General features: G+C 48.4%; 15 protein-coding genes and 1 pseudogene. 12 read left to right on the forward strand and 4 right to left on the reverse strand.

Features of this window, described 5'->3' with window-relative positions:
* Nucleotides 1-17: 17 nt before the first annotated feature.
* Nucleotides 18-2402: a TonB-dependent siderophore receptor gene (locus ACKQAD_RS13045; protein ID WP_409160552.1), complete on the reverse strand. Its 2385-nt coding sequence runs from the start codon at nt 2400-2402 to the stop codon at nt 18-20.
* 457 nt (nt 2403-2859) lie between these two features.
* Between ACKQAD_RS13045 and ACKQAD_RS13050 the strand changes: the two genes are divergently transcribed.
* Nucleotides 2860-4308, forward strand: coding sequence for an aminotransferase-like domain-containing protein (locus ACKQAD_RS13050; protein WP_409160553.1), 1449 nt, complete (start codon nt 2860-2862; stop codon nt 4306-4308).
* A gap of 521 nt (nt 4309-4829) precedes the next feature.
* Nucleotides 4830-4970 carry a hypothetical protein gene (locus ACKQAD_RS13055; RefSeq protein WP_409160554.1) on the forward strand — a complete coding sequence of 47 codons (141 nt, stop codon included), beginning with the start codon at nt 4830-4832 and terminating at the stop codon, nt 4968-4970.
* 703 nt (nt 4971-5673) lie between these two features.
* Here ACKQAD_RS13055 and ACKQAD_RS13060 read toward each other — a convergent pair.
* Together ACKQAD_RS13060 and ACKQAD_RS13065 are read right to left on the reverse strand one after the other, a co-directional pair.
* The gene (locus tag ACKQAD_RS13060) at nt 5674-5949 is read right to left on the reverse strand and encodes a hypothetical protein (RefSeq protein ID WP_409160555.1); all 276 of its coding nucleotides are present in this window, start codon (nt 5947-5949) and stop codon (nt 5674-5676) included.
* Between the two features lie 125 nt (nt 5950-6074).
* Nucleotides 6075-7736, reverse strand: coding sequence for a purple acid phosphatase family protein (locus tag ACKQAD_RS13065; RefSeq protein ID WP_409160556.1), 1662 nt, complete (start codon nt 7734-7736; stop codon nt 6075-6077).
* A gap of 823 nt (nt 7737-8559) precedes the next feature.
* Here ACKQAD_RS13065 and ACKQAD_RS13070 point away from each other — a divergent pair.
* A pseudogene (locus ACKQAD_RS13070) lies at nt 8560-8759 on the forward strand (IS3 family transposase); the annotation flags it as partial.
* A 276-nt stretch (nt 8760-9035) separates the two neighbouring features.
* On the opposite strand, the gene ACKQAD_RS13075 reads toward ACKQAD_RS13070, so the two are convergent.
* On the reverse strand, nt 9036-9674 hold the full coding sequence (locus ACKQAD_RS13075) for a TetR/AcrR family transcriptional regulator (protein WP_409160557.1): 639 nt from the start codon (nt 9672-9674) through the stop codon (nt 9036-9038).
* 194 nt (nt 9675-9868) lie between these two features.
* Between ACKQAD_RS13075 and ACKQAD_RS13080 the strand changes: the two genes are divergently transcribed.
* The 9 genes from ACKQAD_RS13080 to fdhF all read left to right on the forward strand — a co-directional run bounded on the left by ACKQAD_RS13080 (nt 9869) and on the right by fdhF (nt 22868).
* A complete protein-coding gene (locus tag ACKQAD_RS13080; RefSeq protein ID WP_409160558.1) occupies nt 9869-10657 on the forward strand; it encodes a 3-ketoacyl-ACP reductase in 789 nt (262 codons plus the stop codon).
* A gap of 10 nt (nt 10658-10667) precedes the next feature.
* Complete coding sequence (locus tag ACKQAD_RS13085; RefSeq protein WP_409160559.1) at nt 10668-11819, forward strand: Gfo/Idh/MocA family protein; 1152 nt, start codon at nt 10668-10670, stop codon at nt 11817-11819.
* 11 nt (nt 11820-11830) lie between these two features.
* A complete protein-coding gene (locus ACKQAD_RS13090; protein ID WP_409160560.1) occupies nt 11831-12667 on the forward strand; it encodes a sugar phosphate isomerase/epimerase family protein in 837 nt (278 codons plus the stop codon).
* A 177-nt stretch (nt 12668-12844) separates the two neighbouring features.
* A complete protein-coding gene (locus tag ACKQAD_RS13095) occupies nt 12845-14917 on the forward strand; it encodes an FAD-binding protein (protein ID WP_409160568.1) in 2073 nt (690 codons plus the stop codon).
* A gap of 55 nt (nt 14918-14972) precedes the next feature.
* Nucleotides 14973-16508 carry a Re/Si-specific NAD(P)(+) transhydrogenase subunit alpha gene (gene pntA / locus ACKQAD_RS13100; RefSeq protein ID WP_409160561.1) on the forward strand — a complete coding sequence of 512 codons (1536 nt, stop codon included), beginning with the start codon at nt 14973-14975 and terminating at the stop codon, nt 16506-16508.
* Between the two features lie 10 nt (nt 16509-16518).
* Nucleotides 16519-17910, forward strand: coding sequence for a Re/Si-specific NAD(P)(+) transhydrogenase subunit beta (gene pntB, locus ACKQAD_RS13105; protein WP_409160562.1), 1392 nt, complete (start codon nt 16519-16521; stop codon nt 17908-17910).
* A 251-nt stretch (nt 17911-18161) separates the two neighbouring features.
* Nucleotides 18162-20186, forward strand: coding sequence for a formate-dependent uric acid utilization protein AegA (gene aegA, locus ACKQAD_RS13110; protein WP_409160563.1), 2025 nt, complete (start codon nt 18162-18164; stop codon nt 20184-20186).
* Nucleotides 20164-20697 (forward strand): 4Fe-4S binding protein, encoded by a 534-nt coding sequence (locus ACKQAD_RS13115; protein ID WP_409160564.1) that lies wholly within the window; start codon nt 20164-20166, stop codon nt 20695-20697. The genes aegA and ACKQAD_RS13115 overlap by 23 nt, the downstream gene beginning before the upstream one ends.
* Nucleotides 20698-20723: 26 nt before the next feature.
* Nucleotides 20724-22868: a formate dehydrogenase subunit alpha gene (fdhF, locus tag ACKQAD_RS13120; RefSeq protein ID WP_409160565.1), complete on the forward strand. Its 2145-nt coding sequence runs from the start codon at nt 20724-20726 to the stop codon at nt 22866-22868.
* The last annotated feature ends 195 nt before the right edge of the window (nt 22869-23063 follow it).

The raw sequence follows: 23063 nt of genomic DNA on the forward strand, positions 1-23063 counted from the left end.
AGATGACCGCATCGTCGTTAAAAGCTCTTGGTGAAGGTTAGGGTGGCGGTACGTCCCTGCTTAACCGGTACGTAGAGCGTCGTGACGGAGTAGCCGTACAGGTCGCTATCGAACAGGTTCTGCACGCCCAGCCGCAGCGACCAGTCATCGCGCGCATAGGAAGCACCGACATCGACTCGTGCGCCTCCAGGTACCATCGGAGAGCTTCCCGTCGTGCCGAGACGTGATTTGCTGTAAGCCGAGATCCCGCCAGAGAGCCCGAAACCACTCAAGGCACCGGACTGGAAATCATAGGTCGTCCACAGGCTAGCCTGATGGCGCGGCTCCGCGCCGGCCACTTCGGTGGCCTTCTCCCGATCCTTGGACTGGGCATAGGTGTAGTTGAAGATCAGGTTCCAGCCTTCAGTCAGGCGGCCGGAGGATTCGAATTCAAAACCCCGCACGCGTTTCGCGCCGCGCTGGTAGTAGCAACTGCCGGCATTGTCATATTCCAGCCGATTGTTCTGATCCAGTTGGAACACTGCTGAGCTTAGGGCGAAGGCACCATCTGAGGAATTGTGCTTGAATCCTAATTCTTTGTTCACCGTCTCCATCGGATCGTAATTCGTTCCGCCGCCGCAACGGGCGGTTGAAGTGAATTGTGGCGAGAAACCTTCGGAGTAGCTCGTGTACACCGAGGTATTCGCTGTGACGTTATAGACCAGCCCAAGATTAGGCGTCGTCTTGCTCATGGAGTCTTTCGACGTATCGCTGGAAGTGTTGCTCTGTGTATAGTCAGTTGAGTAGGGGCCGCTTTCGTATTTAGTTCTGCGCAATCCGACCAGAACGCTCCAGTCACCGTAACGGAGCAGTTCCTGAGCAAACAGGGCGTATTGCTGCTCGTTACCGGAATAGCGCGAGAACAGGGAGTTGTCGTCACGCGTCAGAGGGATGAAATTGTACTGCGCATTATCATACGCGGATACCGAGAAACTGTTCCCGGAGTAAGTGTCGAGGCTCGTGTGGGTGTTCGTGTGGTTGATACCGGTCGATAGCGTGTGCGAAAGCGGGCCGGTGTCAAAATCGAAACGCAGGTAATGGTCGCCGCTGGTGGTCCGAATGTTGGTGACAGTATTGGTGTTTGAATATCTCAGGATCGTGTCAGCCTCATTAACCGGATATAGCGGCAGGAAAACGTTGAGATCCTGCATGGTCAGCGAGCGCTGTAAGTGGCTGACAAAAGTGACGTGAGGAGAGAAAGCGTGTTCCAGACTATAGAAAAACGTTCTGCCCCTCAGGTTGACGCCGCTGTCTTTGCTGCCAAACCGCATAGTGGGCGTCGGCTGGATGCCACCGTTAAGCGCGAAGGTATAGCGCCCTTGGGGCGAGAACTGTTCGCCGTAAGAGGCGCCCACTGTGATGTCGGTCGCCTCGTCCTTCCAGCGCAACTGCGACAGCAGGTATTTATCATCGCGGCCTTTGTATCCGCCTTCGTTGTAACTGGCCTTCGCCAGCGATCCGATCAGACGGTAGCTGAGCTTTTTGTCGTCGGTCAGCGCCCCGGCCAGATCCAGCGTGCCGCTGCGATCCTGATGCGAGCCGTATGACAGGGTGACATCGCGCACCGTCTCGGCGGTTGGTTTTTTGGTGACAATATTAACGGCTCCGCCCAGTGAATCGCTCCCGGAAAGGATCGCCTGCGGACCTTTGAGCACTTCGACCCGATCGATGCCGGCGATGTTGGTAAAACTGGAGTACGGATCGGTTATCCCGTTAGAGAGGGTACTGGTCTGAGTAAAGCCACGAATGCTGTAACTGGGTAGACCCTGTGCGCTCTCTCGTGTCACCACGCCCGCGACGTTCTTCAGGACCTCTTGCACGCTCTTGGCCTGTTGGGTTTCAATAACTTTGGCAGTGACGACTGTGACGGCCTGAGGCACGTCCAGCAGGTCGGCACCACTGCGTGTTGCGGTCTCGGAACGTGAGGCTTTGAAACCCGTTTCAGCCTCGCTGCGCTCGGCGGTCACGGTTACTTTATCCAACTCGGGCATGAATACGGCCACGTTGCCGTTAGCCAGTACCGTCATGGTCAGTCCGCTGAGCGAGATTGCCTCCTGAACGGCGGCCACGACGTTACGATGCCCCTGCACGGCCGGTGCCTGGTGATCCTGCACGTCTCGGGTCTCAAAACGGATACCCTGGCCGCTCACCCGGGAAATTTCCCGCAGCGTGGAGGCCAGCGGTCCGGCGGGAATGGCGTAGTCGATCACGGCGTCCACCGCAACGGGGGCCGGTTCCTGAGCCTGTGCGAATGGAATCTCTGCCAGAATAAGCCCGAGAGCCACGCACAAAGCGGTCTTACGCAGAATGGGGGAGGCGGATCGCGCGGCTCCGCTGTTTTCGCGAGATTCTGTTCTGAACACTTATGATCCTCTCTTTTAATGTTGTGCTGTTCTTACGGTCATCTTTTTAAATTGTTTGGTACAGTTTGCCGCTGCTGGTATGTATTAGCAAATACCATTCCAGTATTTGTTTATGCAATTTATTTCTACTTTAATAGCATGAAAAAAAACAGGACTTTCGATTTTGTTGTTGATTTAAATGGATTTTACCCTCACTAAATAAGTGGGGGATATTTATCTGATACAGAGCTTTTTTGGAAAAGTGTTTGTTGCAATATGATGATATTACTATGTCATAGTAACCGCGTTCGGCAGACTTTCCCTTTATTGGTGCTTGCTTTGCATCATAACGGTGCATTCGGTCCCGGCTGGGACAGTTGGCGAATTGCCGTTGCGCAGATGGCCGCCCGTCTGCTACGGTGCGAAAATCCGGCATGACCCATTCCTGACAACTTATTGCCATGTTAAATAGAGAATTATGACTCGCACTCCGAAAAAAAACGCCACCGCAGCGGCGACGATTGACCGCAGTCAAAGTACCTCGCGCACCCATACGCTCGTAGGCCAGCTTTCTGGGGATGTGGTACGCCGCATTCATGACGGCACCCTGGCGGTCGGCGCACGTCTGCCCTCCGTGCGCCGCTATGCCCAGGAACGCGGCGTCAGCAATGAGACTGTGCTGCGTGTCTATGACAAGCTGGTGGCGCTGGGGTATCTGGAAGCGCGCCGCGGGGCCGGCTTTTTCGTCGTGAGCAAACAACCCGCTGCGAAGAAGCGCCATCCTTCCATATCCGGTATCCCGGATGTGAGCCAGATCAAGCAACAACTGCTCTTCAATGAAGGTTGTCATGCAGACCTCGGCGGCGGTTCATTGCCCGATCTATGGCTGCCGCATGAAGCCATTGGGCTGGCTTTGCGGGAGGTATCGTCGGTACCCCTTACTGGTCAGGCCGATCCACGCGGGTATGAACAGTTGCGCCAGCAATTGCGGCTGAAACTGCTTGAACAGGGCATCCAGACACATGCTTCCCAGATCATTACCACCTCTGGGGCGGCCGATGCGCTGCATTTAGCCGTCTGGGCCAATTTCTATCCCGGCGACTATGTGATCGCTGAAGCGCCAGGGCCATTCATCCATATCGATCGCATGATGGCCAGCGGACTCGAGATTGTCAGAATTCCCCGACAGTCGGATGGGCCAGACATTGAGGCGTTGCTGGCGGCTTGCGAGAAATACAGGCCACGGGCGTTATTTTGTAGCTCGGTGTTACAGAATCCCAGTTCGACCAGTATGTCGCCCTATAAGGCCCATCAGATTCTCAAGATCGCGGAGGCCTTTGACATGCTGATCGTCGATGATGACTCCTACGGAGATCTGTTGCCGCCCGCTGCTTCCGGCAACGTGGCGCGACTGGCCGCGCTGGACCAGTTGGAGCGTGTCATTCACATCGGCAGCTTCTCCAAAACGATTTCCCCCAGTTTGCGCTCGGGGTTCCTGGCGGCCAGTCCCGAACAGATCGAACGCATTCTGATGTATCGGGCTGTGGGCGCCGTCCACGGGCCTGTGCTGACCGATCTGTTCATGCATCACTTTCTGGCCCAAGACAGCTATCGGCAGCACTGTGAAATGTTGCGTTCGCAGCTTGATACTCGTCGTAACAGGGTTCGGGAGACACTTTTATCAATGGGCTGTAAGATAAATTCGGCGTCATCCGGCATGTTCCTATGGGCATCGCTTGGCGATGGCGTGGATGCGAAGGAGGTCGCTCAGCAACTGGCCTCGCGCGGCATCCTGACCGCGCCTGGAGGCGTGTTCTCAATGGATCGGGCGTATGCTTCACACATGCGGTTCAATATCGCTCATGCTTCGATGCAGGAGGATGCGCTGAATACGCTGGCCGAGGTGCTCGGAGCGCTTGAACGATAGCGCCTTGCACGGTCAAGTCAGCGAGAGAGTTAAGCAATGGGGGGAAGGTTTAGAGAACGTACCTGTAGTGATGTGATGTCCTATCTTCCTGAAGCAGCCAGTACCATACTTTTACATTGACTGCGCTGACCAGGTGAGTAAATGACATGAATATGATTAAAGCTGTTTCTGCCGAAATGCAGATATATTCTTGTGAACCCTCAGTAAGTATTGTATTCCCCCATCTGCTAAGGCTTTCAGCGTTTGGGACTGACTTAATGAGCAGAGCAAACACATGGAGGCAGCAGCGTTTAGCTTTTGCTAGTGCTAGGGCTTTTCTGCATAAGCTAGCTCATTCCGAGCCTTGCAAGTCGTGCCTTAAAGACCCCGAGGACGTATGATTTTCGCTTCCTAATCTCTCAAGTTTGAAGAGGGGAGAGGCTGAATGAGGAGATCGTATTCACGTCATGAGCGGCGAGTATTCCCGTCATATAGCTGTAGCCTGATTTGTGCCTGGGGCGCGGTACTACGCTCACCAGGCTATGATAAATATCCTTATCGGGGGAGCGGTACTGGGGCTAGCGGTACTGGGGCTGGGGCTGGTATCGGTGCTGGTGGCGGTACGGGAGCCGGAGCGGGGCCGGGTGCACAGCCTGCAACACCCAGGCAAAACAATAGAATAAGCGAAGACGTTTTGAGGCCGCGTGGTCGCCAAGGATTAAACGATTTTAATTGGGGCTGGCATCGCAGCACATCGCCGAATTTTTGTTTTTTCATCTTAAATCTCATCTGAAAGAGGGGGGGATTTTAAGTGAATGTGAATAACACTCTGTTATTTAACGTTATTCTTGGATCCCGGTCCTTATCACCGAGAAGGCATCTACAGGACGCAGACGTATACTGCACGCTCTCGAGGGCATCCATTGAAGTCAGATGCCTACGTAGGTAAAGACAACAGAAACGACGACAAGGTTCACACTGTTGATGTCAGTAACCCGCCATTACTTCCATCGACTTGGGGAGGTTATGGCAGGCATCGACCAGAGCTTCTCGTCTGCTACGTTGTTTCATGATGATACTATCGCATATCTGTGTCTGATGGTGCTGCTTACCGCACGAGCTCAACAGGTAACAATAGCGGGCTGGATGGCAGATAGTTGCCAGCAGACTGCCTGATACACATCCTTAACTTTGCCAAAATCGAAGCCACTTAAAAATAAAGTTATGGGCAACACTGTTTTCTCGCACTATTCTTGCAGCGTTGACTTGGGAGCCCGCTCAACGATACGAAGTTTGAAGCCATTTGAATAGACTATGCAGGATTCATTTCTCAGTCGGCAGTGCTTTCATTGTTCGGGCTCTTACTAAATTAGACGGAACGCTATTCTACGAGGTCAAGTTCCAGTTCTGGATTGGCATTGCCCCTTTTTCCCTTGCATTCATCAGTCCCAGATAAAGCAGATTCAACAGATTGTTCTCATTAGAGAATACGCCTTTTGCTTTCGTCAACGTCCTGAACTGATGATGCACCAATTCGATGGTGTTGGGGGGTAAATCACCTTGCGGATATTTGCCGGATAGCATAAGTTGGCCGACAAATGTTCCCCCCTTTCCGTCGCCGCTTGCCGCTTTGATGGTCTTTTTACCGGAGCTGTGAATCACTAATTGAAATACATCAAGAATATGGGTAACGACTGAATTTAAGCCGCCAAGAGTAACCAGGTCTAAGGAGAGCAGAGGCTCTCCTTTTGACCTTTAGTATGACTCACTAGGGGATAATTTTAATTTTAAAGATTATTCTTTTCGATACTGAATTTATCAACTAAAAATACGCGTCTATCTTCTCCTTTAGATAAATCGCCGGAAACCTGATAGATCTCACCGGTTAACGTATCGCCGCTTATTTTGTATACCGCGAAATTCTGTTCAGAACTGTCACGATAATTTTCGTGCTTGGTCTTAAATCTTTCGGAACGCTGCGGCTGGTAGCCGATTTCAAATAAATTGTTATAATGCTCCACCTGCGGTTGTGTGAGCCATTTGAGCTTGGGACGCACGCTATGAATATGCTCCAATGATTCATTAAAGAGCGAATCATAGGCCTTCGTTCCCCCCGTATTGGGGATGACGAATGTAGTACCCTTGGGCGATTTTAGTATTTTATGGTTATTCTCGTCATAGCTAAAATCCGCATGATCGATTCTAGCGTTCACGAAACTCTCTGCTTTAGGCGCGTACAATAGTGATTTAGTTCTGGAAAAAACATGGTCGTGCCCTTGTAAAGCAAGATCGATATCGAGATCATCGATCGCTTTCATAAAATCATCCCGTACGTTTTGAACGTCAGCATCTTCCAGAGAATGGTATGATTTTGAAAATAACGGCTTATGATAAGTAAGAATGATCCATTTAGCACCTTTCTCTCTTGCTGTTTGTACGTCGGATCTCAACCATTTTAGCTGTTGTTCACCCAATGCCTTTTTATCTTTGTTCTTATAGTCATTGGTATTTAGCACGATGAAATGTGCATTATTGTAGTCGAAAGAATAATAGGAACCACCGTCAATGGGACCGGCATTATCCAAATTGAAATGTTCATTGAATTTTTGAGGAAATAATTCTTTCGCATTCAAGCCGTATTCATCATGATTGCCAGGAACAACAGCCAGACTCATCTGCAAAAAGCCTTTTTGCGACTGATTCATCAGGTCACGCCATTCATCTTCAACCTCGGCTATTTCGACGAAATCGCCGGTATGTAAGATAAAATCAGCGTTTGGCACTATCTTTTGCGCCTGATAAAGCGTATCGGCACCGAATTGTGCTTCATTTCTTTTGTGTTCGTTCCAATAGGCATTTTGTGTATCAGTGTATTGGATGAACGTTACCGTTTTATCAGTACCCTGAGCGGTATTAAATTTCCCAACCTCGCTCAATGCACCATTCTTTTCACCGACCTGATAGTAATAGGCCATGCCTGGTTTTAAACCAACGGCATCCGCATCATAAATAGTCTCTTTTACGACAGTGACATCAATACCGATTTTTTCATCGTTATTCTTAGCTTCATCTTCCGGTTCCCATTTTATCTCTTTTTTATCTTTGTCGGTAAAATAGCCGATCACTTCATCTTTATTATTTACTTTTTTTACCTTTTTATAAATAAAATACCCTTCAGCATCTCGTTGCAGATAATGACTATTGACTTCACGTTTTTGGGCTGGAAACACCAATGCGTTTCTCATATCAGCACTTGTAGAAATCAATACTACTGGATTGTGCATTGCATCAGACGTGAACCAATGAAATGATCTACTGGTATCTGTATTTTTTTTTAACGTAGAGGTGATTCGATTGGGCTGATTACTTTTTTCAATCTCCGCTACGTCAATTTTTTTTATTTTTAGACTATCAGATTCTAATTTCTGAATGGAATCTGTTCTATGCAATAACGTGTTTTCGACCTAGGTGTTTTTTACCACATCACTTGATGTGGTTGCTGCCAGAGTGCTATTAGCGTACAGGCCAAAGAGTGCAAATGAAAGAATGGTTATCTTGGATAATGCGTTTGTCAGTCTATGTTTACTGTTCATGGAGTTCCACCTTAATTTACCTGTCAATGAATAAGGAATAAGCTATATACAATACGGTGCATGACGGGGTTACGGTATATAATTTAATAAAATCAATCAGATAGGTAATTTTCTTCATCACATGTTCTTGTTGTGATGTTATAACATCGAAAAATGACGTAAAGGTGACATATCTATTTATAGGGGAAACTTAAAATTTGCAGGCCTAGAGCCAGATCTGAGTTTATTCCTAAACCCCGACCCAAAATCCTGCGCCATTCAGAAACTGAATTCCGGCATGATAGCAACTCCCTTGAACGTAGGTTATGCGGATGAAAAGTTGCGATTCATCGAAGCGCAGATTGTTTTTGCCTTCAAGCCGGCTGAACTGGGTACTCCTGTGCCGGAAGTCTGAGCAAGCCAGGGATTTCCGATGTCACGTTTACACAGAGCGTAAGAAGTTCGGCAGCATGGAGATTGCGGACGTTAAGCGATTTAAGTCTCTTGAAGATGAGAATGGCAGGCTCAAGAAGTTACTTGCTGAAACTATGCTGGACAAGGAGGCTCTTTAGGCAGCACTGGGTCGAAAGTATTGACGACAGGCCAGAAGCGAGGGAAAGTCGTAGTGCTGATGTGCCGAGTAACAGACCTGTCTCAATGCTGTGTCTGGCATCTGACCGGATTATCTCTGTCTGCCAGCAAAAGCCGCGTAGTGTTTTGTAAGGGAGTTCGATTAAAATACCGATTGATCAACGACCACTGCACTATATATATGATATATGGGGTGTCATGACGATGTATCAGGTACTGAATGTCTGTCGCCTGGTCCAGGCTTATGAATGGCTACATAATCTTGTCTCTGCACGTAATAAAATCAACCAATACCTGATAACGCTCGTATACACCGGTGCTTATTGCAGGGCGATATCTGAAAGCAGGCTATCGGACGCTCTGACTGGGCTTACATTGAGTACACTTGATAAGGCAATGGAAACACTCAAAGGATTACGATTCAGGTACACCAGGAGTTAATGCAACATAATGTGCTCATCCATTTCTTTTGCCAAACTCAATCCAACTATCTTGGTTGATTCTAGTATTGAAAACTTCCTGTACTTGGCGGCATACCATCACGGATTATCGTAAAGCAGGATGTGAGCTTGTTTGCCCATTCATCTATGACCTGGGTTTTAACCAACAGGCAATGGTTTCTTTCATCGCCTCAAGCCGTTTTTCTAGCGCTTGCGGGGCCAAGAGATCAGTTTGATAAAGGATCGAGAGAGTGGCTTGATTTATAAGATAAAAAAAACCTAGTGCCGAGATAGTGATATTAAGCTGCATTGGATCGATATTCTCACGAATTTCTCCTTCTTGCTGCCCGCGCTCAATGAGTTTTTGCGTGATATCAATCCAACTGTGGTTCAAGGGTACAATGCTTTCGGATGTTTTCAGGTGCCTGGCTTTTAGCTGGTTTTCACTATTCAGTAGCTGAATAAATTCAGGGTTTTCCAGATAATAATGCCAAGTGAAATCCACCAGAGTAAGAATACCTTGTATTGCTGGCAGATGATCGAGCTTTAGCGCTGCTTCCTTCTCTCGAATGTCCCGATAGGCAGCCTCAAGAACAAAAGTAAACAGTGTATCCTTGTTACTAAAGTAATAATAAATCAATTGCTTATTTACTTTTGCTACTTTTGCAATTTGATCAACGCGAGCGCCATCATAACCTTTTGAGGCAAATTCCTTACGGGCCGCCTGCAAGATCAAGCTCTGCGTTAGACTTGGATCGTGGCGGCGTTTCGTTGTCTTAATCATTAATCTTCCTATCCCAATGAAAAATAATATTTATCCTATCAGAATTTCTAGAGAATAACCTCTTCCCTACAAAATTTAACCATTTGGTTGATTTGAGATGTGGATCATTTTTTCTTCCTCACAGATATATATACTTTAATCATCATTCAACTAAATGGTTGATATTGAGTTTTAACAATAGAAGGAAGGGGAAAATGGTTCAGTCTCACTCTCCGGTTGCCCTGGTGACAGGATCTACACGCGGTATTGGTAGGCAATGCGCGATTCAACTGGCGCGCGCGGGATTCCATGTAGCGATTAATGGACGTGATACCACCGAAGGAATCGCCAGACAGCAAGAATTGGTTGAAGAGTTGCAATCTTATGGTGTTGATGCACTGGCATGTCCCGGTGACGTTGCCGATCTTGCACAGCAGCAAATTATGCTGGATAACGTGAAGGCGCGTTGGGGACGACTAGATTGTCTGGTCAATAACGCGGGTACGGCGGCAAAAGTACGTGGGGATATGCTGGATATTACACCGGATAATTATGAATATTGTCAGGTTGTAAATACTCGTTCCATGTTTTTTTTCTGCCAGAAAGCGGCGCGCCTCATGATTCAGCAAGGTGAAATAAATAACCAGCACCGCTCCATTATTAATATTACATCTTGCAGCGCTCATATTTTATCTGTTTCACGGGCGGAATACTGCGTTTCCAAAGCGGCAGCCAGCATGGTGACTCAATTGTTTGCTATGCGACTTGCTGAAGAGGGCATCGGCGTTTATGAAATTCGTCCTGGGATTATTGAAACTGATATGACTCAGGCCGTAAAACCTAAATATGACCAATTAATTGGTGAAGGGTTGGTCCCAATGAAACGGTGGGGGCACCCACAGGATATTGCTAAAGCGGTTTATACGTTGGCGCTCGGAAATATCCCTTTTACTGTAGGTCAAATTATTGATGTAGATGGCGGTTTAAGCAAACTTCATTTCTAAGGAGAAGATTATGGCAACGATTCCTGTTGGTATTATTATGCATGGCGTCACCGGTCGAATGGGAAAAAATCAACATCTCATTCGATCTATTATTGCGATTCGGGAACAAGGAGGCGTAGAGCTTTCCAATGGCGATAAGCTATTACCGGATCCGATTATTATTGGTCGTAATGCGGAAAAAATGGAGGCACTGGCAAAGCAATTTAATATTACTCGCTGGGGTACCGATCTTGATGCGGCATTGGCGAATCCGACAGATACTATTTTCTTTGATGCCGCAACCACACAGGCAAGGCCTGCACTATTGAAAAAAGCAATAGCGGCCGGAAAACATGTTTACTGTGAAAAACCGATTGCTATTAGTCTGGTGGAAGCAATGGATCTTTACCATTTTGCAGAACAAAAAGGTGTTCGCCATGGTGTTGTGCAGGACAAGCTGTGGCTGCCAGGACTGCAAAAATTGCAAATGCTCGATCGCTCCGGTTTCTTCGGCAAAGTCCTATCGGTGCGCGGTGAATTTGGCTACTGGGTGTTTGAAGGTGACCTGCAACCTGCTCAGAGACCATCTTGGAACTACCGCAAAGAAGATGGCGGCGGCATTATTCTCGATATGATCTGCCACTGGCGTTATGTCATCGATAATCTGTTTGGTGAGATTAAAAGCCTGAGCTGTGTTGGTGCCACACATATTCCTGAGCGTATTGATGAGCAGGGTAAGCCATACGAGGCAACGGCGGATGACGCGGCCTATGCCACTTTCGAATTACATAATGGCGTAATCGTGCAAATTAACAGTTCATGGTGTGTTCGCGTACGCCGTGATGATCTGGTCACGTTCCAGGTTGATGGCACCAATGGTTCAGCTGTTGCCGGCCTGACCGACTGCCTTACACAGTCCAGAGTTAATACACCTAAGCCAACCTGGAATCCTGATGTTCGCCAAACACATGATTTTTATCAGGACTGGGCATCCGTACCGGATACCGAGCACTATGACAACGCTTTCAAAGTTCAGTGGGAGCTCTTCCTACGTCATGTTTGGGGAGAAGGCGATTTCCGCTGGAACTTGTTGGCCGGTGCCAAAGGCGTTCAATTGGTAGAACTTGCGTTGCAAAGCTGGCGTGAACGCCGCTGGGTCGATGTCCCCTCGCTGGCAGAGTAAGGGTAACCGTCATGGACAAACAACCCAAGAGTGAACAGCTGTCAATCAATACGGCAACTGTGCGCCAACAATGGAAATTGGACCAAATCATTGATGGCTGTGCACGCCATGAAATTCGGGGTATTTCGCCGTGGCGAGATCAGGTTCAGGAATTAGGCCTGAAAGAAACGGCCCGCCGTATTCGAGATAATGGCCTGACGGTAACAGGGTATTGTCGTGGTGGCATGTTTACTGGACAAGATGAAGCGGCGCGCAAGAAAGCGGATGACGACAACCGGCGTGCGGTAGATGAAGCGCTGGAGGTAGGTTCATCTTGTCTGGTGCTGGTCGTAGGTGGCTTGCCCGGCGACTCGAAAGACTTACAGGGGGCGCGTAATCAGGTCAGGGATGGTCTGGCAAATCTACTGGACTATGCCCGGCGTATGTCGATGCCGCTCGCGATTGAGCCATTGCACCCGATGTATGCGGCTGATCGGGCGTGTGTCAACACGATGCGCCAGGCGAATGACTTGTGCGATGAACTTGGCAACGATGGGCTGGGATTGGCCGTTGATTTGTACCATACGTGGTGGGATCCCGAGTTTTTCCCCCAGTTGGAACGAGCCGGGAAGAAACGGATTCTGGCTTTCCATATCTGTGACTGGCTGGTTCCTACCAGAGACCTGCTGCTTGATCGCGGCATGATGGGGGATGGCGTGATTGATATTCGCGCAGCACGTATTGCAGTGGAGAAATTAGGGTACGAAGGATTACATGAGGTTGAAATCTTTTCGCAGCACGACTGGTGGCAGCGCGATCCTGACGACGTATTGATGACTTGCAAACAGCGTCATCTGGATTGCTGTTAAATCCGAATCTGCGGCGTTCAGACGCCCGGCATACCTTAGGGCCGCGCATGCAGGAATAAAATAAATGAACACAGGTGCGGAACAGGCTCTGTGTTCATTATTCATAACCCAGAACGCTTTATCGATTATCGCGGCACGCATAGCATTCGTGCTGCCAATAAATTCCAGAGGTACGCAATGACGACGGAGATCGCACAATCTATCCTTGACAATCTGACGAATGTCACCATGCCGCGTCACATGCCTGTGGCAGAGGCTGAACAGGTGCTTTCCATTGACCAGTGGCAACTGCCTGTGTACCGGAGTCAGGCGCTGGTGATAGGCAGTGGTGCAGCTGGTTTACGAGCTGCGGTGGAACTGCGTCGACAACATGTCGACGTGATGGTTGCAACCCAGACATTATTCTGGGGAACATCGGCGTGTTCTGGTTCTGATAAGCAAACATTGCATACCGCCTCGACGAGCAACCGGGGGGATGACTTTACCCGGCTAGCATCGGCAATTGGCGCGGGCGGTTCAATGGATGCCGATACTGCCTATGTTGAAGCTGTAGGGTCTATCGAGGCGTTTATCGGTCTGAAAACCATCGGGTTGCCGTTACCTGAGGATCGCTACGGTGCGGTATTACGTTATCAAACCGATCATGATGAAGCTGGTCGTGCCACGAGCTGTGGGCCACGTACATCTCGCTTAATGGTCAAAGTTCTTGCCGAAGAAGCCGCTCTCTTGGGCGTACCTTTTGTCGATCATGCTACGGCGATCCGTTTACTGATGGACGGTGAAGGGGAACAGAAACGAGTCGCTGGCGTAGTCGCGGTGGTAAAAGGTGCCGTGAGCACCGATAATCCTTGGGGATTATGTCTGATGCTGAGTCCGTCTGTTGTTCTGGCGGCTGGCGGCCCCGGTGAATTATTTCGTGATAGCGTTTATCCGAAACGTTGTTTTGGTGCGTTAGGATTAGCACTTGAAGCAGGGATCGCCACCGTCAATCTGACAGAACACCAGTTTGGTATAGGCACGCGTCGGGATGATTTTCCTTGGAATCTATCCGGAACCTATGTTCAGAGTATGCCGTATATTTATTCCGTTGACGCGTCGGGGAAAGAGCACAACTTTCTTGCGCAGTATTACCGGACCACTCGCGAGTTGGCTTCTAACATTTTCCGTAAGGGCTACCAGTGGCCGGTTCATGCCTCCCGACTGCTGGATTTTGGCTCCAGTCTGGTTGATCTCGCTATTTTCGTCGAGTCGCAGGCCGGACGAAAAATTTATATGGATTTTAATCGTAACCCTTTGCCTGTAACGGGTGATGCGCCGTTCTCACTACAAGATCTTGATGAGGACGTTCAGCGTTATTTACAAAATAATGATGCTTGTTTAGCGCAGCCGATCGAGCGGTTACGCAAAATGAATCCCCTGGCCATTGAGCTTTATAAGTCGCATGGTTATGACATTACTAAAGCCCCATTGTCATTTAACGTCAATCATCAGCATATGAACGGTGGAATTGCCGTTGATACGTGGGGCCATTCATCCCTTTCTGGCTGTTATGCTATCGGCGAAGCAGCAGGAACACACGGCGTTACCCGTCCCGGTGGCGCGGCATTAAATGCAGGTCAGGTATTTGGCATTCGCTGTGCCAAGCATATTGCTGCAACAGACAGAAACGCTATTACCGGATATTTTCAATCTGAACTTCTGGATATTATTGCTCAGATTCAGCGCAATAGTGAAATAACCCAATCGCGGTCGATTGAGAGCATTAAGGCCGAAATTCAGCAAAGAATGAGCGATAATGCTGGTTTTATTTGTAATGTACAGCAAGTTGAAGGGGCATTGCAGGCCGCACATGCATTGAATCAACAAATAAAGAAAACCGGTATATTTATTCCCCATCCCAATAAAACGGCGCAGAGTTTTCAATGGCGGCATATGGCGTTAGCATCTGAAGCATTATTATTTGCGTTGGATACCTATATTAAACGTGGCGGTGGAAGTAGAGGTGCCAGAGTACTATGCTCTGCCCAAGGAGAGTATGTACCCTATGGCCGTGAAGGCGAACTGACAGATTTCCGTTTTATTGCTGAACAGCAGCAAGATAGAAAAATGCAGTTACAGGTTCGCTGGCTGAACGAAGAGTTCATTATAGAGGAAAGGGAGCTGCGATTAATAGATAATTTGAATGCTATTTTCTTTGAAAAGAACTGGCCGGATTATCTAACGGGGAAAGTATTCCATCTAGAATCATGATTATATTTTAATTTTCTATAAATTATAATTCTGCATATAAGTAGAAGGAAAAGCTATGCGAATCGGTATACCTAAAGAACGATTAATGAATGAAAACCGTATCGCCGCTACGCCAAAAACCGTAGAGCAGTTATTAAAAATGGGGTTTGATGTCGCGGTTGAATACGATGCGGGAAAACGTTCCAGTTTTGATGATCAGGCATTTATTTCTGTCGGCGCAAGTATCGTTGACACTGATGAAGTTTGGCTATCTGATATTATTTTTAAAGTGAATGCGCCGTCGCATGATGAAATCATTCTATTAAGACCACAGACATTATTGATCAGCTTTATTTGGCCGATGCAGCACCCTGAACTGATAGAGAAGCTCGCTGAACGCGATATTACTGTCATGGCTATGGATACAGTTCCGAGGATTTCTCGTGCGCAATCGTTGGATGCGTTGAGTTCAATGGCTAATATTGCTGGTTATCGTGCGGTGGTTGAAGCCGCGCACCAATTCGGCCGTTTTTTCACCGGGCAAATAACGGCTGCGGGAAAAATACCGCCAGCCAAGGTGATGGTCATTGGTGCAGGCGTGGCCGGGCTGGCCGCTATCGGCGCGGCGAATAGCCTTGGGGCAATCGTACGTGCGTTTGATACCCGGCCAGAAGTGAAAGAACAGGTGCAAAGCATGGGCGCCGAATTTCTGGAACTTGATGTTCAGGAAGAAAGCGGCAGAGGCGATGGCTATGCAAAAGTGATGTCCGAGGCCTTCATTAAGGCGGAAATGGCGCTGTTCGCGGAGCAGGCGAAGGATGTGGATATTATCATTACCACTGCACTCATTCCGGGAAAACCGGCACCTAAATTGATCACCAGAGATATGGTCGACAGTATGAAACCCGGCAGTGTTATTGTTGATCTGGCCGCTCAGAACGGCGGTAACTGTGAATACACAGTGGCGAATGAAATCATTGCAACACCGCATGGCGTAAAAATTATCGGCTATACCGATTTGCCTGGGCGCCTGCCGACGCAGTCATCTCAGTTGTATGCAACTAATATCGTCAATTTGCTGAAACTGTTGTGCAAAGAAAAAAATGGCGCTATCACGATTGATTTTGATGATGTCGTCGTGCGAGGAGTTACTGTTGTTCGTGACGGTGAAATTACCTGGCCTGCTCCACCGATTAAAGTTTCTGCACAATCTCAGCCTGTGGCAGAGAAATCAACCACTGTGGCTGACAAAAAAGTGGTCCCTGTTGTCGCACCGTGGCGTAAATATGTCTTTATGCTACTGGCCGTTTTGTTATTCGGGTTGCTGGCTGATGTGGCGCCAAAAGAGTTTCTCGGACATTTTACGGTTTTTTCGCTTGCCTGTGTTGTAGGGTACTACGTCGTTTGGAATGTCAGCCATGCGTTGCATACACCGTTAATGTCGGTCACCAATGCTATTTCTGGGATTATCGTTGTTGGCGCGCTGCTGCAAATTTACGATGGAGGTTGGATAAGTATATTAAGTACGATCGCTATTCTTATTGCCAGCATCAATATCTTCGGTGGTTTTACCGTCACTCAGCGAATGCTGAAAATGTTTAGAAAAAACTGAGGAATAACCTATGTCTGCAGGCGTAGTTATTGCAGCCTATATTGCTGCCGCGTTGCTATTTATTTTTAGTTTGGCCGGTTTATCTAAACATGAGACATCCAAACAGGGCAATCTATTTGGTATCGTGGGGATGGCCCTTGCACTTATTGCGACAATTTTGGGGCCATATTCTGGGCAGATAAGTTGGATTATTGGCGCAATGGTGTTCGGGGGGGCCATCGGGATCTATCTGGCAATTAAAGTCGAGATGACGGAAATGCCGGAACTGGTGGCTGTGTTACATAGTTTTGTTGGACTTGCGGCTGTATTAGTTGGTTTTAATAGTTATTTGCATCATTCGCCGGATGAAATCACTCCCGTTCTGAATAATATTCATTTAACGGAAGTCTTTCTCGGTATATTTATTGGCGCAGTAACCTTTACCGGGTCTGTTGTCGCATTCGCTAAACTACACGGTAAAATGTCATCAAGACCGCTAATGTTACCGCACCGGCATAAGTTAAACCTGCTCGCGCTGGTGATCACATTTGTTCTACTGGTCGTTTTCGTCCAGACAGAAAATGCCATGCAGCAGGTTATTGCTCTGGCACTGATGACGATCATTGCGTTAGCATTTGGCTGGCATCTCGTTGCATCTATTGGCGGTGCCGATATGCCGGTGGTTGTTTCAATGCTGAACTCTTATTCCGGTTGGGCGGCGGCGGCGGCGGGTTTCATGTTAAGTAACGATCTGTTGATTATTACCGGTGCACTGGTGGGATCGTCAGGTGCTATTCTGTCTTATATTATGTGTAAGGCGATGAATCGTTCGTTTATTAGCGTGATCGCTGGAGGATTTGGCACCAACGGTGGTCCGGTCAATAAAGAAGAAACTCTGGGTGAATATCATGAAGTCACTGCAGAAGACACCGCTGAATTACTGAAAAATGCCAGTTCCGTCATTATTACGCCAGGTTATGGCATGGCAGTGGCTCAAGCGCAGTATCCGGTAGCGGAAATCACGGAAACGTTGAAAAAACGGGGAATAAAGGTGCGTTTTGGTATACACCCTGTTGCGGGAAGACTGCCTGGACATATGAATGTATTATTGGCTGAAGCAAAAGTTCCTTATGATATTGTACTGGAAATGGATGAAATCAATGATGATTTTGAGGGTACGGATGTTGTGTTAGTTATTGGCGCAAACGATACGGTAAACCCTGCTGCGCAAGATGATCCTCATAGTCCTATCGCCGGAATGCCAGTGCTGGAAGTGTGGAAATCGCAAAATGTTATCGTATTTAAACGGTCAATGAATACCGGCTATGCTGGCGTGCAAAATCCGCTGTTCTTTAAAGAGAATACCCAGCTTCTATTTGGTGATGCCAAAGAAAGCGTTGATAGTATTCTGAAATTATTATAAGACGGTTTTTATCTAAAAATAATAAAATTCGTGCTGGTCTTTAATGCGATGTTCTTGAATATCAGCACGGTTATCTTAATTTTTATTCATGATAATAATCTATTAATTTTGACATTTATTTCCTTTATACCTGATCGCCTGACAGAATTGTCAACAAGCGTTATTGATTATGCTGTTAAGATTAATGACGAAAGGTAGAGGCTGATTGGTGTCAAATTGGAAGATAAGCGTATAAACCACAGGAAAACATTATGAACCGGTTTATTATCGCCAATGCCCGTGATTGTATTGGATGTCGTGCATGTGAGGTCGCCTGTGTTATGTCCCATAATATGAGTAGTTATCCGGACAAAGCAGAAGATTTTCATCCAAGAATAAAAGTTGTCAAAGGAATAGAGCATACCACAGCAGTGCTCTGTCGTCAGTGTGAAGATGCGCCTTGTGCGAGGGTGTGCCCGACTCATGCTCTGATCAGGCGAGATGACAGTATTCAATTGATCAAAGAACGTTGCATAGGATGCAAGAGCTGTGCTCTAGCCTGTCCGTTCGGTGCCATGGACATCGTTAGCGAAAGTGTGCCGTATAACGCATTTACGCGAGTTTTTGCCAGTAAATGCGATCTCTGTTCAGGCCATGACGAGGGTCAGGCCTGCGTCAACGCTTGTCCAACTCAGGCGCTGCATCTGTTCAATTCAAAGACGCTCACCACAAGCATCGATGACAAGCGGCGTACTACTGCATCACGGGGGACTGAACCGGTTGCGCCATCCCCGAGTGCGGTAAACCGCGTCACGTCCTTACTGGAGACGCTCCCTCGACGGCCGCGTGTTGACGCTGAGAAAACGGCGCTTGAATTACGCAAAACCACCTTTATGGAAACCTATCGACCAGTTTCAACCGAGCAGATGACGATGCAGGCCGATCGCTGCCTGTCCTGTAGCAAGCATGCCGTCTGTGAATGGACCTGTCCGCTACATAACAATATTCCAGAGTTATTGCGATTGGCGAAAACAGGACGGATCCTGGAGGCGGTAGAGCTTTCCCATCGCACCAGTTCGTTGCCTGAAGTGTGTGGACGCGTTTGTCCACAGGACCGATTGTGCGAAGGTTCCTGTACACTGAACGGTAAATATGGTTCGGTCACTGTAGGTAATATCGAACGCTATATTACGGATACGGCGATTGAAATGGGCTGGGTGCCGGATCTATCCCATGTGATTTCCAGCGGAAAACGGGTGGCGGTGATCGGTGCCGGTCCTGCGGGATTAGGTTGCGCAGATATTCTGGCACGCCATGGCGTCCAGACTGTGGTATTCGATCGCCATCCTGAAATCGGTGGACTGCTGACCTTTGGTATTCCTGCTTTTAAACTGGATAAAGATGTTCTCATTACGCGTCGCAGACTGTTTACCCTGATGGGCATTGAATTTCGCCTGAATACCGAAGTAGGTAAGGATATCGCACTACATCAGCTGCTTGATGAATTTGATGCCATTTTTATCGGTGTCGGTACTTACACATCCATGAAAGCCGGTCTGAAGAATGAAGATGCGCCCGGTGTTTTTGATGCCCTGCCTTTCCTTATTGCCAATACCAAACATGAGATGGGACTGCCAGAACTGCCAGACGAACCATACATCAATATGAAAGGTAAGCGCGTAGTGGTGCTTGGCGGTGGGGATACCGCAATGGACTGTCTGCGCACTTCATTACGCCAGGGGGCAGCCAAAGTCACCTGCGCCTATCGGCGCGATGAGGAAAACATGCCGGGCTCTAAAAAGGAAGTGAAAAATTCTCGGGAAGAAGGCGCAGATTTTATGTTTAACGTTCAGCCACAGCATATCCAGCTTAACCCTCAGGGATATGTTACCGGGATCAGCCTGATCCGTACCGTGCTGGGGGAACCCGACGGCAGTGGCCGCCGCAGACCCCGCCCTGTTCCTGGGTCAGAATTTTTGCTGGAAGCGGATGCAGTCATTATGGCTTTTGGTTTTAGTGCGCATGCTATGCCATGGCTTGATGAGGCGGATATTCAACTCAACGACTGGGGGTTAATTAAAGCTTCAGCCAGAAGCCGCTATCCGTATCAAACCAGCCATTCAAAAATTTTTGCCGGAGGTGATGTTGTACGCGGTGCGGACTTAGTTGTAACGGCAATGGCTGATGGGCGTAAAGCCGCTCTGGGTATTATCGACTCGTTGGGCATCAGTGTGCAGAACCAGCAGTTTGTTCAGAGCAGAAACGGAGGGGGCGATGAATCCATTCATACTTGCTGATGCTGACCGCTGTATTGGTTGCCGTACCTGCGAAATTGCCTGCGCGATTGCGCATAACGCAGAGAATACCAGAACGCTATGTGCACAGCATTTTTTCCCGCGGTTGAACGTGATCAAAACTTCTCAGGTCACTGTACCGGTTATCTGTCGTCAGTGTGAAAATGCGCCCTGTGCCAGCGCATGCCCTACCCACGCCGTTGTGAACAGCGGCAATGGCGTACAGGTCAATCAGGCATTGTGCATCGGTTGTAAAAGTTGTTCTGTCGCCTGCCCTTTTGGTGCTATCGAAGTGATGGTTATCCCACAGACTAGCGGAAAGACCCTGGAAAATACCTATTACAGCGAGGCGCATAAATGCGATCTCTGTATTCGTCGAGCCAATGGTCCAGCATGTGTGGAGGTCTGTCCAACTCATGCACTCAAGCTGATCAGTATGGATGCTATCAGCCAGCAAATAATCCAAAAACAGCAGGATACCGCCTGTAATAACGCAGATATTCATTTATTTTAATCCATGCTGGCTACAGGAGCCTTAATATGGAAAAAGTACTGACTGTTTGTCCCTACTGTGGTTCAGGATGCAAACTGAATTTGTTGGTGGAACACGGGAAGGTCATCGGCGCCGAGGGAGCCAACGGCGTGACCAACCAAGGAAAACTGTGCCTGAAAGGGCATTATGGCTGGGACTTTCTCAATGACACCCGTCTGTTAACGCCCCGTCTTACCCAACCGATGATAAGGCTCCAGCGTAGCGGCCCTTTTAAGGCTGTGAAATGGGAAGACGTTATTCAGTTTGTTAGCACCCGTCTTGGCGAGATTAAAGAGCAGCACGGCTCCGAATCGATAATGGTCACGGGCTCTTCCCGTGGTCCGGGTAATGAGACTAACTATGTGATGCAAAAATTTGTTCGCGCGGTTCTTGGCAGCAACAATATCGACTGCTGCGCGCGCGTGTGCCATGGACCATCTGTTGCAGGACTGCAGGTTACTCTGGGCAATGGTGCGATGAGTAATTCGATAGGCGATATTGAACATAGCGATTGCCTTCTTATTTTTGGCTACAACGCCGCAGACTCTCATCCTATCGTCGCGCGTCGGATCCTGAAAGCCCGTGAGAACGGGGCTAAAATAATCGTCTGTGACCCTCGCTTTATAGAAAGCGCACGACAGGCTGATCTGTGGCTCCCATTGAAGAATGGCAGCAATATGGCGCTGGTAAACGCCTTTGCCAACGTATTGATTGAAGAAGGACTTTATGACCAGCAATATGTGGCGCGACATACGGAGGGGTTCGAAGAATACCGGCAGGTTGTCAGCAAATATACCCCTGAATCTGTTGAAGTCATAACCGGCCTCAGGCCCCAGTTGGTTCGCGATGCCATGCGACTGTTTGCCGACGCGGGGAACGCGACCATTCTGTGGGGGATGGGGGTTACCCAGTGGGGACAAGGCGTGGACGTTGTTAAAGGCCTTTCTGGTCTGGCTTTGCTGACGGGAAATTTGGGTCGCCCCGCTGTTGGGGTTGGACCGGTGCGCGGGCAGAATAATGTCCAGGGCGCCTGCGATATGGGAGCATTGCCTAACGTTTTTCCTGGCTATCAATCCGTCACTGATCGTTTAACACGGAACAAGTTTGCCCAGGCATGGGGAGTTAAAAAACTGTCCGGTAAACCAGGCTATGCCATTACCGAAGTACCCCATCGTGTGCTGGAAGGCAAATTGAAAGCATTCTACATTATGGGTGAGGATCCGTTACAGACGGAACCGGATCTGTCCCTGATACGGCAGGCGTTTGAAAAGCTAGAACTGATAATTGTTCAGGATATCTTCATGACCAAAACGGCTGCGATGGCAGATGTTATCCTACCGGCTACGTCCTGGGGGGAGCATGAAGGTGTGTATACCAGCGCAGATCGCGGTTTTCAGCGCTTTGCAAAAGCCGTTGAGCCACAAGGGGATGTTTTGCCTGATTGGCAGATTATCAGCCGTATTTCGGCATCAATGGGCTACCCCATGCACTATAACAACACGCAGGAAATTTGGGATGAACTGCGTGGCCTGTGCCCGCTCTATAAAGGGGTGACTTATGACAAGATGGCGGGATTAGGATATGTCCAGTGGCCTTGTCCCGATGAATCTCATCTGGGTACTCCCTATCTCTATAAAGATAGTGTTTTTTCCCGTCCAGGCGGGAAAGGCTTGTTGTTTGCCTGTGACTGGCGACCACCGCAGGAGCAGACGGACGAACATTATCCTATGAGGCTCTGTACCGTACGTGAAGTCGGGCATTATAGCTGTCGATCTATGACCGGTAACTGTAGTGCATTACAGACATTAGCTGATGAGCCGGGACGTGTACAAATAAATAATGATGATGCTTTAGCTTTGGGAATTGAAGAGGGGCAACTGGTATGGATCAGTTCGCGTCGTGGTAGAATTATCAGCCGTGCACAGCTCAGTAGCAGAATCAACCGTGGGGCAGTATACATGACCTACCAGTGGTGGGTTGGTGCCTGCAATGAGCTGACGCTGGATCATTTGGATCCCATTGCGGGGACACCCGAGTACAAGCACTGTGCTGTTAAGCTTGAACAGATCAGCGATCAGCAATGGGCTGAGAATTACGTTGTTCAGGAATATGACCAATTGAAAGCGCAGTTACACAGTACCGCTAATGTTTGATGACCAATATCTATAGACTATCCAGCCTCAGATGGATAGCACCTTCACGTATTAACCGCAGTCTACATTATATTAACAACCATTAATGTGGTAATTCTTGATGCGAAAAGCTATCAGATTTTCCGTTCTTTGAGGAAGACAAGGGCTTTGTTGAATAAATCGAACTTTTGCTCAATCTCAGGATCAGATCACGCA

Origin of the sequence: Pectobacterium artocarpous (assembly GCF_046159765.1) — a bacterium.
Lineage (GTDB): Bacteria > Pseudomonadota > Gammaproteobacteria > Enterobacterales > Enterobacteriaceae > Pectobacterium.